This window comes from Solitalea lacus (genome assembly GCF_022014595.1).
GTDB lineage: Bacteria > Bacteroidota > Bacteroidia > Sphingobacteriales > Sphingobacteriaceae > Solitalea > Solitalea lacus.
This window is the reverse complement of record NZ_CP091740.1, coordinates 3,115,064-3,129,203: the sequence shown is the minus strand read 5'-3', so window position 1 is coordinate 3,129,203 and position 14,140 is coordinate 3,115,064. Positions and strand designations below refer to the sequence as shown.

General features: G+C 38.6%; 13 protein-coding genes. 9 read left to right on the top strand and 4 right to left on the bottom strand.

Annotated features, from left to right (window positions below):
- Window positions 1-16 precede the first annotated feature (16 nt).
- The 5 genes from L2B55_RS13535 to L2B55_RS13515 all read left to right on the top strand — a co-directional run bounded on the left by L2B55_RS13535 (window position 17) and on the right by L2B55_RS13515 (window position 4,174).
- The gene (locus L2B55_RS13535) at window positions 17-229 is read left to right on the top strand and encodes a hypothetical protein (RefSeq protein WP_237846639.1); all 213 of its coding nucleotides are present in this window, start codon (window positions 17-19) and stop codon (window positions 227-229) included.
- Window positions 230-376: 147 nt separating this feature from the next.
- The gene (locus L2B55_RS13530; protein WP_237846638.1) at window positions 377-1,960 is read left to right on the top strand and encodes an arylsulfatase; all 1,584 of its coding nucleotides are present in this window, start codon (window positions 377-379) and stop codon (window positions 1,958-1,960) included.
- An 85-nt stretch (window positions 1,961-2,045) separates the two neighbouring features.
- Window positions 2,046-3,035, top strand: coding sequence for an HAD family hydrolase (locus tag L2B55_RS13525; RefSeq protein ID WP_237846637.1), 990 nt, complete (start codon window positions 2,046-2,048; stop codon window positions 3,033-3,035).
- A 117-nt stretch (window positions 3,036-3,152) separates the two neighbouring features.
- Complete coding sequence (locus L2B55_RS13520; protein ID WP_237846635.1) at window positions 3,153-3,557, top strand: VOC family protein; 405 nt, start codon at window positions 3,153-3,155, stop codon at window positions 3,555-3,557.
- Window positions 3,558-3,754: 197 nt separating this feature from the next.
- The gene (locus L2B55_RS13515) at window positions 3,755-4,174 is read left to right on the top strand and encodes a nuclear transport factor 2 family protein (protein ID WP_237846634.1); all 420 of its coding nucleotides are present in this window, start codon (window positions 3,755-3,757) and stop codon (window positions 4,172-4,174) included.
- Window positions 4,175-4,264: 90 nt separating this feature from the next.
- Here the strand turns inward: L2B55_RS13515 and L2B55_RS13510 are convergent, their stop codons facing one another.
- The 3 genes from L2B55_RS13510 to mqnC form a co-directional block, all read right to left on the bottom strand.
- Complete coding sequence (locus L2B55_RS13510) at window positions 4,265-5,851, bottom strand: FMN-binding glutamate synthase family protein (RefSeq protein ID WP_237846633.1); 1,587 nt, start codon at window positions 5,849-5,851, stop codon at window positions 4,265-4,267.
- Between the two features lie 326 nt (window positions 5,852-6,177).
- On the bottom strand, window positions 6,178-6,468 hold the full coding sequence (locus L2B55_RS13505) for a GNAT family N-acetyltransferase (RefSeq protein WP_237846631.1): 291 nt from the start codon (window positions 6,466-6,468) through the stop codon (window positions 6,178-6,180).
- Window positions 6,469-6,548: 80 nt separating this feature from the next.
- Window positions 6,549-7,673: a cyclic dehypoxanthinyl futalosine synthase gene (gene mqnC, locus L2B55_RS13500; protein WP_237846630.1), complete on the bottom strand. Its 1,125-nt coding sequence runs from the start codon at window positions 7,671-7,673 to the stop codon at window positions 6,549-6,551.
- 210 nt (window positions 7,674-7,883) lie between these two features.
- On the opposite strand from mqnC, the gene L2B55_RS13495 reads away from it, so the two are divergent.
- From L2B55_RS13495 to L2B55_RS13485, 3 genes are all read left to right on the top strand, one after another.
- Window positions 7,884-9,119 carry a M16 family metallopeptidase gene (locus L2B55_RS13495; protein ID WP_237846627.1) on the top strand — a complete coding sequence of 412 codons (1,236 nt, stop codon included), beginning with the start codon at window positions 7,884-7,886 and terminating at the stop codon, window positions 9,117-9,119.
- A 21-nt stretch (window positions 9,120-9,140) separates the two neighbouring features.
- Window positions 9,141-10,424, top strand: coding sequence for a M16 family metallopeptidase (locus L2B55_RS13490; RefSeq protein ID WP_237846626.1), 1,284 nt, complete (start codon window positions 9,141-9,143; stop codon window positions 10,422-10,424).
- Between the two features lie 291 nt (window positions 10,425-10,715).
- A complete protein-coding gene (locus L2B55_RS13485; protein WP_237846625.1) occupies window positions 10,716-11,192 on the top strand; it encodes a YybH family protein in 477 nt (158 codons plus the stop codon).
- A 78-nt stretch (window positions 11,193-11,270) separates the two neighbouring features.
- On the opposite strand, the gene L2B55_RS13480 is transcribed toward L2B55_RS13485, so the two are convergent.
- Window positions 11,271-12,335 carry a hypothetical protein gene (locus L2B55_RS13480; RefSeq protein WP_237846624.1) on the bottom strand — a complete coding sequence of 355 codons (1,065 nt, stop codon included), beginning with the start codon at window positions 12,333-12,335 and terminating at the stop codon, window positions 11,271-11,273.
- A gap of 198 nt (window positions 12,336-12,533) precedes the next feature.
- On the opposite strand from L2B55_RS13480, the gene guaB reads away from it, so the two are divergent.
- Entirely contained in the window at window positions 12,534-14,009 is a 1,476-nt protein-coding gene (gene guaB, locus L2B55_RS13475; protein WP_237846623.1) for an IMP dehydrogenase, read from the top strand.
- The last annotated feature ends 131 nt before the right edge of the window (window positions 14,010-14,140 follow it).

Below are 14,140 nucleotides of genomic sequence, written 5' to 3'. Positions count from 1 at the left end.
AACAAACTCTAAACTTATGGTCCGCTCTCTATTCCGAAGTATTCTCAGTATACTTTTACTGGGGGTAGTCTTGGGTTCCCCATCTTACGCCCAGCAAAAAAAGCCCAATATTTTAGTCATTTTTGGTGATGATATTGTTGTTCCACAAATTAGCACCAATACGATGGGGTTAATGGGATATCAGACTCCCAATATTGATCGAATTGCTAAAGAAGGCAATTTTCACTGATTCGTATGCTCAACAAAGGTGCACCGCAGGCCGAGCTTCTTTCACAGCAAGAAGCAATAAAGCGCTTGCAGGAACTGGAGAATTTATCGGCACCACGTTAATTAATCAATCTAATTTTAGTTTATTCCTTAATCTAAATTGTTCCTTATGAAACGCATCTCAATTCAAATAGGTTGTTATTTATTATTGCTGTTGGGTAGCTTGGGTAATCGAACCTTTGCCCAACAAAAGCCTAATATTCTCTTCATTATGGCCGATGATATCGGTTGGTTCAACTCTAGTTGCTACAATCGTGGCATGATGGGTTTTAGAACACCTAATATCGACCGTATCGCCAATGAAGGGACGATGTTTATGACCTGGTACGGGCAACAGAGTTGCACGGCCGGGCGCGCTGCTTTTATTACAGGACAATCGCCTATTCGTACTGGTCTTACTAAAGTAGGTATGCCAGGATCTGATATTGGACTTAGCGATAAAGATCCCTCTATTGCAGAATTCTTAAAACCTCTGGGCTATATGTGTGGGCAATTTGGTAAGAACCACCTTGGTGATCTCAATAAATTTTTGCCTACTGTTCATGGTTTCGATGAGTTTTTAGGGAACCTTTATCATTTGAATGCAGAAGAAGAACCTGAAGATCCTGATTATCCTAAGGATCCTAGATATAAAGAACAATTTGGCCCCCGGGGAGTATTGCATTGTTATGCCTCAACAACTGACGATCCTAAAGAGCTTGGCAAATTTGGGAAAGTAGGTAAACAAAGAATAGAAGATACAGGACCTCTTACCATTAAACGCATGGAGACTGTTGATGAAGAGTTTACAACTGCGGCAATTGATTTTATGGATAAACAAGTAAAAGCCGGTAAACCTTTCTTTTGTTACTTCAATTCTACTCGAATGCACATCAACACACATCTTAGTCCGAAGTACAATGGCAAAACCGGCTTAGGCTTACAGGCTGATGGAATGACTGAATTGGATGACAATGTCGGTAAGTTGTTGAAAATGTTAGATGACCTAGGTATAGCAGATAATACAATTGTTGTCTTCACAACTGATAATGGGGCTGAAACGATGACCTGGCCCGACGGTGGAAGTACTCCTTTTCGGGGTGAAAAAGCAACCAACTGGGAAGGAGGATTCCGGGTGCCAACTGTTATTCGCTGGCCGGGCGTAATTAAACCAGGTACTATATCCAACGATGTATTTGCTCATGAAGACTTTATTCCAACATTTTGTGCTGCTGCCGGCCAAGCCGATATTGTACAAAAATGCCTTTCGGGTTATTCTGCTGGCGGCAAAACTTATAAGGTTCACTTAGATGGATATAATATGCTGCCTTTTTTTAAAGGTGAGGTGAAAGAAAATCCTCGTAAGGAGTTTGTTTATTGGAGCGATGACGGAGATCTATTTGCAATCCGCTATGGTCGTTGGAAGATTTCATTTATCGAACAATACCATGAAGGGCTTGATATTTGGGCAAAGGATTATACTAAACTTAGGGTGCCAATGGTATATGATCTTCTAGCTGATCCATTTGAAAGGGGGCCATATTCATTTGAATACCCTGAATGGCAGGTGCGTCATATTTACCTAACTTATGGAGCGCTCGGTTTTGCGACTAAATGGCTTTCCTCCTTCAAAGAATTTCCACCAAGGCAAAAACCGGGTAGTTTTAATCTGGATGAAGTGATGCGAAAGGTGACGGTAAAATCAAGTAATTAGAATTGGAAAGAGTATATGATCTGAGTTTAAAAGGAGATTGAGTTTTTCTTCTTAGCGGTAAATGGAAAGACTAAAAAGTACAATTATGAAAAGGACGTATAGAAGATTATTGATATTACTGCTCATTAACCTTTTTATAAGCAGTGTTTTTGCTCAAAGCGATCCATTACCATCCTGGAATGACGGAGAAGTTAAAAAGGCAATTATTGCTTTTGTTGAAAAAACCACCAAGGAAGGTACTTCAGATTTTATAAGAAAAGAGGATCGCATAGCTACATTCGATAATGACGGTACCCTTTGGAGTGAGCAACCGGTTTATTTTCAGTTATTCTTCGCTATTGACCGTATTAAAGCAATGTCTCCACAGCATCCGGAGTGGAAAACCAAAGAGCCATTCAAATCAGTTCTTGCAAACGATATGAAAGGCATTATTGCTTCTGGAGAAAAGGGTTTACTGGAAATTATAATTGCTACTCATTCCGGGATGACCACTGATGAATATGATCAGCTTGTTACTGATTGGTTTAAAACAGCCAGACACCCTACTACCAAACATTATTATTATGAAATGATTTACAAGCCCATGGTTGAATTGCTGGCCTATTTGAGAGCCTATGAATATAAAACCTATATTGTTTCTGGTGGTGGTCTCGATTTTATGCGTGCATTTGCCCCAGAGATGTATGGGATTCCTCCGGATCAGATTGTGGGAAGTATGGGTAAAGTAAAATATGAATTCCGAAATGGAAAGCCCGTTTTGGTAAAACTACCGGAAGTGGATTTTATTGACGATAAAGAGGGAAAACCAATTGGGATACATAAGTATATTGGTAAACGTCCAGTATTAGCATTTGGCAACTCAGATGGTGATTTTCAAATGCTGGAGTGGACAACATCTGCTCCCGGACCCCGAATGGGATTGATCGTACATCATACTGATTCGTTAAGAGAAGTAGCTTATGACCATCAATCTTCTATCGGAACACTTGATAAAGCGCTGACTGAAGCTCCCAAAAGAGGGTGGTTACTTATTGATATGAAAAAAGACTGGAAAAAGATATTTTCTTTTGATTAGCATGATTGATTTTTAAGTCTTTAAAATGAGGTTTTCTTGGCCAATGTGTTTCTGAAGTATTTATGATTGCACCGAAATCATTGGTTTTTACTTTTATTAAAAATGTAAGGATTGACCATGAAGCACAGAATTGTTGGAATGACGCCACTTTTAATGGTTTACGATATGCAAGCCTCTTTATCTTTTTATTGTGGTGTGTTAGGGTTTAATTTAATCGAATCTACGGGGCCTAAAGAATATATTGGTTGGGCTTTCTTACGATTGAATGATATTGAATTAATGTTGAACACCCAATATGAAATGTCTGATCGTCCAAGTGAAAAGGAACTATTAAGGAATGGGCATCATGCTGACACTTGTCTGTATTTTGGTTGCAATGATATTGATGCACTGTACCAGTCGCTTAAAAGCAAGAAGCTTGAGCTAAATGAACCTTATATAACCGGTTACGGATGGCAAGCGCTCGATTTAGCGGATCCTGATGGTTATAAACTCTGTTTCCAACGGCCGCTTAACCCTTAATTGTTGACTTAAATAAACTTTAGTTAACCAAACTTTGTGCAAAACTTCCTTTCTCCTTTTTGTAACTTTAATTCCCTTGAAAAGAGCCTTAATTTGTTTTTAATTAGTTATTTCCAGCTGAGTGGTGGTGAAAGTCGGTCAAAACTGGATTGAATTAGTTGATACTTACTTATTGTTTAACTATAATAATTTTAATCATGGAAGTTTTAGTGCATAACGACCTTAAGGTTAGGGAGCTTTATGAAGCTTTCAATAGAGGAGATGTTGGAACCATCCTTTCTGAGATTGCTCCTCAATTTACATTCTATTTTACGGGTGCACCCGATATTCCACATGGTCATAATTATAAGGGGCGAGAAGGAGCCCAGGCATTTTTTACTGATTTAGATAAGTATGAGGAAGTCCTTGAATTTACTCCTAAGCATTATTTTGAAGAATCGGAAAACGGACATAATATGGTAGTGTCTACAGGTGTTTATAGAGGGAAGGTAAGAAGTACAGGGAAGACATATGAAACGAATTGGTGCCATGTTTGGGAGTTCGATGAAGATGGGCATCCGCTAAGTTGCAGTGAAATTCTCGATACGCTGACTGTTGCCAAAGCGTATATTAATTAACAGGATAGTTTAATGTGTTAAATTATCGAAATTATAAAGTAAAAGCCCCTAAACGTGTTTCAGGGGCTTTTACTTATGATGTGTTTGTTTTTAATTCCAACGATCTATATAGGCAGTTGCTAAATCTAACTTGTAACGATCAGGCATATTGCCGCTGATCATTCCTCCCGGTTCTACCGATGGGAAAATATCTTCATACGTTCTAATTTCATTCATAAATACACGACGGTAAATATGAGAACGGGTTAGCTCTCTAGGGTTTTCGATACCTGCTGCACCCATTAGCTCCACAAAATTCTTTACCGTTTCGGCATGGTAGTTAGCAACACGCTGTTTCTTGTCATCAATCACTAATCCAACAGCCAATTCAGGGTTTTGCGTTGCCACACCGGTAGGGCATTTGTTGGTATTGCACTGCAGGGCCTGAATACAACCCAAGGCCATCATCATAGCACGGGCCGAGTTACATGCATCAGCTCCAATTGCTACAGCCCTAACAATACTAAATCCTGATAGGATTTTACCCGATGCAATAATTTTAATATGATGACGAATGTTGTATCCAACGAGCATATTATGTACAAAGGCCAAGCCATCTAATAACGGTGCACCAACGTAGTTGGAAAATTCCTGAGGTGCTGCACCTGTTCCACCTTCACCGCCATCAACAGTAATAAAGTCTGGGAAGGTGTCCAGTTCAATCATTGCTTTACAAATACCTATAAACTCATTTCCGCGGCCAATACACAATTTAAACCCAACCGGTTTGCCTCCAGATAAATCACGTAATTGTTTTATGAATTTGATCAATTCAATTGGTGAATCAAATGCCGAGTGATAAGGAGGAGAAGCTACGGTAATGCCTGGTTTAATATGACGAATGGCTGCAATTTCCGGGGTGTTTTTACTTGCAGGCAAAATACCTCCATGGCCAGGTTTGGCTCCTTGCGAAATTTTAAGCTCAATCATTTTTACCTCCGGCCTAAGTGCATTTTGTTTAAATACTTCAGGAGAGAAATTGCCCTCATCATCACGACAACCAAAATAACCGGTTCCAATTTGCCAAATAATGTCACCTCCATTTCTCAAATGGTGAGGGCTAATACCACCTTCGCCGGTGTTATGTGCAAAGCCGCCAATTTTAGCTCCTGCATTAAGTGCTTCAATGGCATTTGAGCTCAATGATCCAAAGCTCATCGCCGAAACGTTAAATACACTTGATGAATAAGGTTGTTTGCAGTCTTTATTGCCAATAATTACGCGAGGGTTTTTATCCAGGATATGGAAGTTTTTAGGAGCTATAGAATGACTCATCCATTCATATCCTTCCGCGTAAACGTCCATTTGCGTTCCAAAAGGCATTGAATCTGTTTCTTTTTTAGCTCGCTGGTAAATGGTAGAACGGTCGATACGGTTAATTGGCCGTCCATCAATATCTGATTCAATAAAATATTGATACAATTTAGGGCGCAAAGCTTCCATCCAATAACGCATACGGCCAAAAACCGGATAGGTACGCATAATAGAATGTTTGGTTTGCATCATATCCCTAAAGCCTATTACAGTAAGTACAATAATAATTGCCAGCAATACCAGCCAATAAGGACTTTCGTAATAACTTAAAAGTGAACTGACAAAAATACCAGCAATAGCGCTGATAATGAATCCTTTTCTCATGCAGGTTTTCTCTAAGTAAACAATTAGTCGTTGTTACCAGGATGTTTTAACACGACCTTAACTTCTGATTTTAAACTATTGATTGATAAAATAAGCTATGAAAGCTTGCTGCGAAGATACGAGGTATTTTCTGATGCCCCTATTTAGTAATGATTTTTATACTTTAATGAAGGTTGGTAACATTGAAATTAGGATGGATGAGCACAAGTTATAAGCAAACCAATTAAAGCTCGAACAAGTGTTGCCTTGTAAATGTAAACAGTAAGTGCAGGGGGGGGCAAATTATTTGATCCAACTGTTTTTTAGAATTGATAATGTTGATCCTTCTAAACATTATATCCTGGTGCCACAATCCGTTTCCAGTCGGGGTGACGATTTAGGTAGGAAGCTACATAGGGACAAAGCGGAACCAGTTGCTTTCCATCTCTTTCTATCATTTTAAGTACAGTTTCGACTAGTTTTTTGGCAATTCCTTTTCCTTCTAACTCTGGAGCCACTTCAGTATGTGTTAAGTAAATACTATCGCCTGATTGTAGGTACTCTATGAAAGCTTTATAACCATCTACCACTGTCTCAAAATGCTTGTCGGTTTGTGTAATTATTAAGTCGGTTTCCATAATAGAATACTGAATAAGTTCTCAATATAGTTAATTGAAATTAAAAAGCTCCTATTGGGTGATAGGAGCTTTCTAAAATATTAATAACTGATTACCTGATCTTCCAAATGTTCCGGTAACTCTCTGAATTCGTATTGTTGATTACGAAGTTGAGGGGTAAATCCTGCTTCTTTGATTGCTTGCTGAATTCCACTCGCTGTAAAACGATGCGGAGCTCCGGCAGCTGAAACCACATTTTCTTCAATCATAATAGAGCCAAAGTCATTTGCTCCTGCATGCAAACAAAGTTGAGCCACTTGTTTACCTACGGTTAACCATGACGCCTGAATATTTTTAACATTAGGAAGCATGATACGACTTAAGGCAATCATACGAACGTATTCATCTCCGGTAACCGTGTTTCTAACATTCCTGATACGACGTAATAATGTTCCATCATCCTGGAATGGCCATGGTATAAAGGCCAAGAACCCTTTGGCATCTGCTGGTTTTTCTGATTGAACCTCACGCAGCCATACTAAATGTTCAAAGCGTTCTTCCAATGTCTCCACATGACCAAACATCATGGTTGCAGAAGTAGTCAAGTGCAGTTGGTGTGCAGCACGCATAACATCCAACCATTCACGGCCACTGCATTTTCCTTTTGAAATCAGGCGGCGAACACGGTCATTTAATATTTCTGCTCCGGCACCTGGAAGTGAATCCAAACCGGCTTCTTTCAATGCCTGAAGCACTTCAGTATGCGAAAGCTTATCTAACTTAGCGATATGGGCAATTTCGGGCGGACCTAAAGCGTGCAGTTTTAAAGTTGGATAAAGTCTTTTTAGTTCATTAAACAGATCAGTATAATAACTTAAACCTAAATCAGGGTGATGGCCACCTTGAAGCAAAAGCTGTTCACCCCCTAAACGGAAAGTCTCTTCAATCTTAATTTTATAGGTTTCTATATCAGTAATGTAACTTTCCTCATGTCCCGGACGGCGGAAGAAGTTGCAAAACTTACAGTTGGCAATACAAACGTTAGTAGTATTCAGGTTGCGGTCAATAATCCAGGTGACAATATTATCAGGTTTCTGGATTAAACGAAGCTGATGGCCTACGTGCATTAACTGTGCGGTTGAAGCATGTTTAAATAAAAACAAACCTTCATCGGCAGTTAAGAACTCAAAATTTAAGGCCCTTTCTAGTAGTTTTTCAATATTCATTTTTACGGAAAAATAACCCTAATAGGGTATACGCAACAATAGTTGGCAAATATAACCCTTAGTGAATTAATGAAAGAATGATTAATGGAGAGAATTATGATGACAAGGTAAATAAAACAGAAGTGTTTCCGTGAATCAAGTGCAATAGACCATTTATCAATTTATCAATTTACTTATTACTTTTGCAATTCCGATATAAGCATAATCCTGATGATTCATTTTGAACGTTTTACTCTAGATAACGGACTTCGTGTGTTGGTGCACGAGGATCCAACTACTCCAATGGCTGTGCTCAATGTATTATATGACGTTGGAGCACGAGATGAAGATCCTGATAAAACAGGCTTTGCCCATCTATTTGAGCATTTAATGTTCGGAGGATCCATTAATATTCCTTCGTACGATGAGCCTTTACAACGTGTAGGAGGGGAGAACAATGCCTTTACCACTAATGATATTACCAATTACTATATTCAGGTTCCGGCGGTAAATATTGAAACTGCTTTTTGGCTTGAGTCTGACCGGATGTTAAGTTTGGCTTTTTCAGAGAAAAGTTTAGAAGTACAGCGCAATGTGGTTTGTGAAGAATTTAAGCAACGTTATTTAAATCAACCCTATGGCGATGTTTGGCTAAACCTTCGTCCATTGGCTTTTAAAAAACACCCGTATCAATGGGCTACCATTGGCAAAGAACTTTCTCATATTGAAAATGCTACCTTGGATGATGTGAAGGCGTTTTTTGCTAAGCATTATAATCCTCAGAATGCTATTTTGGTAGTTGCAGGCAAAGTTACCCTGGAAGAAGTAAAACGATTGGCGCAAAAATGGTTTGGTCCTATACCAGGCGGAGAAAAGTATAATCGTAATTTACCGCAGGAGCCTGTTCAATCCAACGCCCAAGTGCAAACAATTACTGCAAAAGTGCCTTTAAATGCAATTTACAAAGCTTTTCATATTGGAAGCCGTAAGGAGAAAGAATTCTATGCAACAGATCTGATTTCAGACATTCTTTCACGTGGGGATTCTTCACGCTTATACCGTTCCTTAGTAAAAGAACAACAATTGTTTAGTGAAATAAATGCCTACGTTTCAGGTGATATGGATCCTGGACTTTTCATTGTTGAGGGTAAACTGGTTGAAGGAATAGTTATGGAAGAAGCTGAGAAAGCTATTCTTGAAGAGCTTAATAGAATGAAGAATGAGCAAATTCCAGTTGAAGAGCTTACCAAGGTCAAAAATAAAATTGAGTCAACCATGGTGTTTTCAGAACTTAATCTGCTCGATAAAGCCATGAATCTAGCTTATTTTGAATTGATGGGAAATGCGGCTAATTATAACCTTGAAAAGGAGAAATATCAACAGGTTACCGCTTTTCAGATTCAGGAGCAGGCCAATGCTATCTTTACCGAAAATAATTGTTCAACACTGTATTACCTTGCCAATTAATCGCTTAAGCAAACGAATTTAATGGAAATTTTAAACAGAAAGTCTGCGCCTGAATCAAAGGCTATTGAAAATATAAAGTTAATTAAGCCGGAAACAGAAGTGTTACCCAATGGTATCAATTTGTATTATATCGATGCATCTGATGCTGATTTGGTAAGAGTGGAATTCATGTTTCCAAATTTGCAATGGAGGGCCTCGGAACCGTTGGCCATTGGAGCAGCCAATTCCATGTTAAATGAGGGTACAACGCATTATTCAGCATCACAACTGGCTGATAAGATTGATTTCTATGGAGCTTTCTATCAACATGAGGCAGGTTTTGATCATTCAAGTGTAACCCTATACAGTTTAAATAAACACCTGAAAAGCACGCTGCCAATTATTAAGGAAATTATTACTGAAGCTTCTTTCCCCGAGCAAGAGCTGGCCACTTACATACAAAATAGTAAGCAGAAGCTGCAGGTTAACTTGCAAAAGAATGATTTTGTAGCCCGTAAGAAATTTAATGAGGTTTTGTTTGGTGCCGGTGCTTATTATGGTTACAATGTGTCATTAGCCGATTATCAAGGCTTAACCCGTGAGCAATTGGTTCAGATTCGTAACAGGCAATACACCGCAAGTAATTGTACTATAATCATTTCAGGTAAGGTTAAAGCAGAAGAACGGGCATTGGTAGCTGAATTATTTGGTACTGCTGACTGGCTTTCAAATGAAAAGATTGAATTAAATAAATCTGTCTTTTCATCTTCGCAAACAATAGCTCATTTAGTAGAAAAACCAGATGCATTACAGTCGGCAATACGATTAGGTAAGCCGTTGATCAACAAAACTCATCCTGATTTTCAGGCTGTACAAGTGTTGAATACAGTTTTAGGTGGTTATTTTGGTTCTCGCTTAATGTCAAACATCAGGGAAGATAAAGGCTATACCTACGGCATTGGGTCAGCAATAGTTTCGTTAAAAGATGCAGGTTATTTCTTTGTGGCAACCGAAGTAGGGGCCGATGTATGTGCAAATGCTTTAACGGAAATATATAAGGAGATTGAATTGTTGAAGAATGAACTGATTCCGGAGCAAGAGCTGAATCTGGTGAGAAACTACATGCAAGGATCGTTTTTGGGAAGCTTGGAGAATGCTTTTTCACATGCGGATAAATTTAAAGGAATTCTTTTCTACGGTTTGGATTATGATTTTTATGATCGTTTCTTCGATACTATAAAATCCATTACCCCACAACGATTACAACAACTGGCCAATGAGTACTTTACAGGCGATTTTTATGAAGTTGTAGTAGGGAAGAAGTAAATTGAAATGGATTTTTGACTGAGAAATATAGAGCATATCAAAAGGCAAACCCACATTTCAGGTTTGCCTTTTCACTGCAGTTGAAACGTCAAACTGTGTCTAAAGAGAAAATTCCAGCCTCTTATGAAACTGGAAAAAACGTCAACTTATTTCAGGAACGATCACCTTGATTAAACAATTTCTGCATTTTTCTTAAATTTTTAGTCATTGTTTTTATCAAATGATACAGGTTTTTTTATTACTTTTAAGCTGATGGGTTTAATATTCAATTAGTTAAATAAGGTATTAGTTATGAAAAACATGATTGTAATAGGATGTTTAATAAGTCTAATGTTCGCCTGTAACGAAAAAAAAGAAGAACCGGCAGCTGTGGTGATTGATAAAGAACAAATCAAAAAAGAAATTCAGGCTAAGGAAGATGAATTTGCTGAAACTTATAATAGCGGGGTGTTAAAAAATATTGGTTATTACGCAGAAGATGCGACAAGCTTTTTTCAGAATAGGGAACCACTGGTAGGGAAAGATGCAATTATAGCTTTTTTACTGTCCGACGTAACTTCAAAAACAAACAAAATTTCATTTACTACTAAAGAAGTTTTTGTATCAAATGATGGAAATCTGGTTGTAGAAATTGGTGCTTTTAAAGTTGTCGATTCTATCAGTACTCCGGTCAATACAGGAAATTACATAACTCTGTTTGAGAAAAGAAATGGTAAATACGTTGCAGTAAGGGACATGAGTGCTTCGGATGGTATGTCTGTCAAATAAAAAGGATATTATATATTTTAAGAGGCTTTTCGAACGACATTCGGAAAGCCTCTTCACTTATAAAGCTATTTGATGTTATTACCGTATTCTTCCGCCACCACCTCCTCTCATGCCACCGCCTGATCGGCCGCCTCCCATTGAACGACCGCCGCCTCCCGAACCGGACCTGGATGATGGAGAAGTATAGCTGGGTGACTGCCGGGTTGAAGTCGATGGAGATTGACGATTCGAAACCGATGGAGATTGCCGGTTCGAAACTGAAGCATTATTTCCAGCTTTGTTACCAGCTTTATTTGATGGTGTATTGGACGGACGTGTAGTTGCGGAAGCTCCACTTCCTCGCCGATTTGATGATCCATTACCATAATTGCCTCTGGCCATATTGTTTGACACGGTAGTTGACCTCATCTTATTGTTATTGTAATTATTGAAATTGTTCCTATTGTTAATAACTACAGTATTATGACTATAATGCCCTCCATAATAACCATGATGATAGTAATAATGATTACTACGATATATACCAACTGCCATAACTGTTGCAAATCCGAACCAAGGTGGATAATATCCGTAATAATACGGTGGATAATAAGGAACATAAGCGGGCGAATACACATACTGCACGATTGGTGCAGATTGAACAACTACAGTTGTTGCCGGAACATTTTCAGTAACAGGGTTTTCTCCGGTATATCCGGGATTAGCGGTAATTGACGAATTGCCTTTGGGTTCAATAACGTAATCCTTACCGTATAATTCTTCGTCGCCAACAATCTGCAAGCTGACTTTTTTATTTTTATCTCTGTCTAATAAAATGACCGCAACATCCTGTGTTTCTGATTTGGTAACGTCAACTTGAAGAATAAATGAATACGACTCATCTTTTTGTTTAGTGACCACTTTGATAAAATCAATTTTTTTATCCAGGTTTAAATCGAGGTTGTTGATCTTTGTTTTCTCATCATTTAACGATTTTTCAAAGCCTTCAATCGTTTTTGACTTTTGAAACAAATCTAAAACGGCATAAAGATCTAAGTTGTCTCCGGGTAGTCCTAATGGGGGAATTGAATCCTGACTATTTTTTTGAGAAAAAGCCGGCAGACTTAGCATGATTACAACTGCCAGTAAAAGAAACTTTTTCATGATATGGGTAACTTATAGTATAACATTCACTACAAGTTAACGAATATCAGGCATATATAAAACTGTTGTCAACTTTGTAATAATTGCAATAATTTGATGATTTAAACGAGAGAAAAGGCTTTTTTAGAATGTATTTGCTATTTTAGGAAAGTATTGTTACCTTTGCCCCGCAAATAATAACTCCTAAAATTATTTGCCATGCATTTAGATCCGTCAAAATTTGTTCTCGAAGGCCTTACTTACGACGATGTGTTGTTGATTCCGGCTTATTCAGAAGTTTTACCTCGTGAAGTTAATACCCAATCACAGTTAACGCGCAATATCAAAATAAATGTTCCTATTATTTCAGCAGCGATGGACACTGTTACCGATGCTGATTTGGCTATTGCCATTGCTCAGGCAGGTGGTTTAGGAATGATTCATAAAAATATGAGCATTGAAAAACAAGCGGCAGCTGTTCGTAAAGTAAAGCGTTCTGAAAGCGGTATGATCCAGGATCCTGTTACTTTAACAGAAGATGCTAAGCTGAGTGATGCACTGCGTTTAATGAAGGAAAATAAAATTGGCGGTATTCCTATTGTTAATGGCAGTACTAAACTGGTAGGTATTTTAACAAACCGAGATTTGCGTTTCCAAAAGGATGTTACCCTTTCTGTAAGTGAAGTAATGACTACGCAAAACCTCATTACCGCACCTGAGGGAACAGATTTGCTAAAGGCTGAAGAAATTCTTCAAAAATATAAAATTGAAAAATTGCCAGTAGTTAAAGCCGATGGAACACTAGCCGGCCTAATTACTTTTAAAGATATTCAGAAATTTAAAGCTTATCCAATTGCTTGTAAAGACGAGCATGGTCGTTTGCGCGTTGGTGCAGCTGTTGGTGTTACTCATGATACTCTTGAGCGTGTAACTGCTTTGGTAAATTCCGGAGTAGACGTAATTACTATTGATACTGCTCACGGACACTCAAAAGGTGTTATTGAGATGGTGAAAAAAGTAAAAGCAACATTCCCTAAGTTGGAAGTTATTGCCGGTAATATTGCAACAGCGGATGCTGCATTGGCACTTGCTGATGCAGGGGTTGATGGCGTGAAGGTTGGTATTGGTCCTGGCTCAATTTGTACAACTCGTATAATTGCCGGAGTAGGGGTGCCGCAATTAACAGCTGTATTTGAGGTTGCCAAAGTGTTAAAAGGCACTGGCATTCCGGTAATTGCTGACGGTGGTATTAAACAAACCGGTGATATTGTGAAAGCTATTGCAGCTGGAGCAAGTTCAATTATGGCAGGTTCATTATTTGCCGGTGTTGAGGAATCTCCTGGTGAAACCATCATTTTTGAAGGACGTAAGTTTAAATCTTACCGTGGAATGGGCTCAGTAGAAGCAATGGAGCAAGGTTCAAAAGATCGTTACTTCCAAGACGTTGAAGATGATATTAAGAAACTTGTACCAGAAGGTATAGTTGGTCGTGTTCCGTATAAAGGTACCTTAGCTGAGGTAATGTACCAATATATTGGCGGATTAAAAGCAGGTATGGGTTATTGTGGAGCACGTACAATTGAAGATCTGCAAGAAGCCAAATTTGTTCGTATTACAGCTGCAGGTATGCGCGAAAGTCACCCGCACGATGTAACCGTTACTAAAGAAGCGCCAAATTATTCTACAAAATCATAATGCACTTTATATTTTGAAAACGGGCTTTGGAGTTTCTCCAAAGCCCGTTTTTTTTGTGTGCCGTGCATATCTATAAACTAGGAGGTGCAAGTCCTCTATGGGGGTCGGTAGTTACCAACCATTAGCCAAGA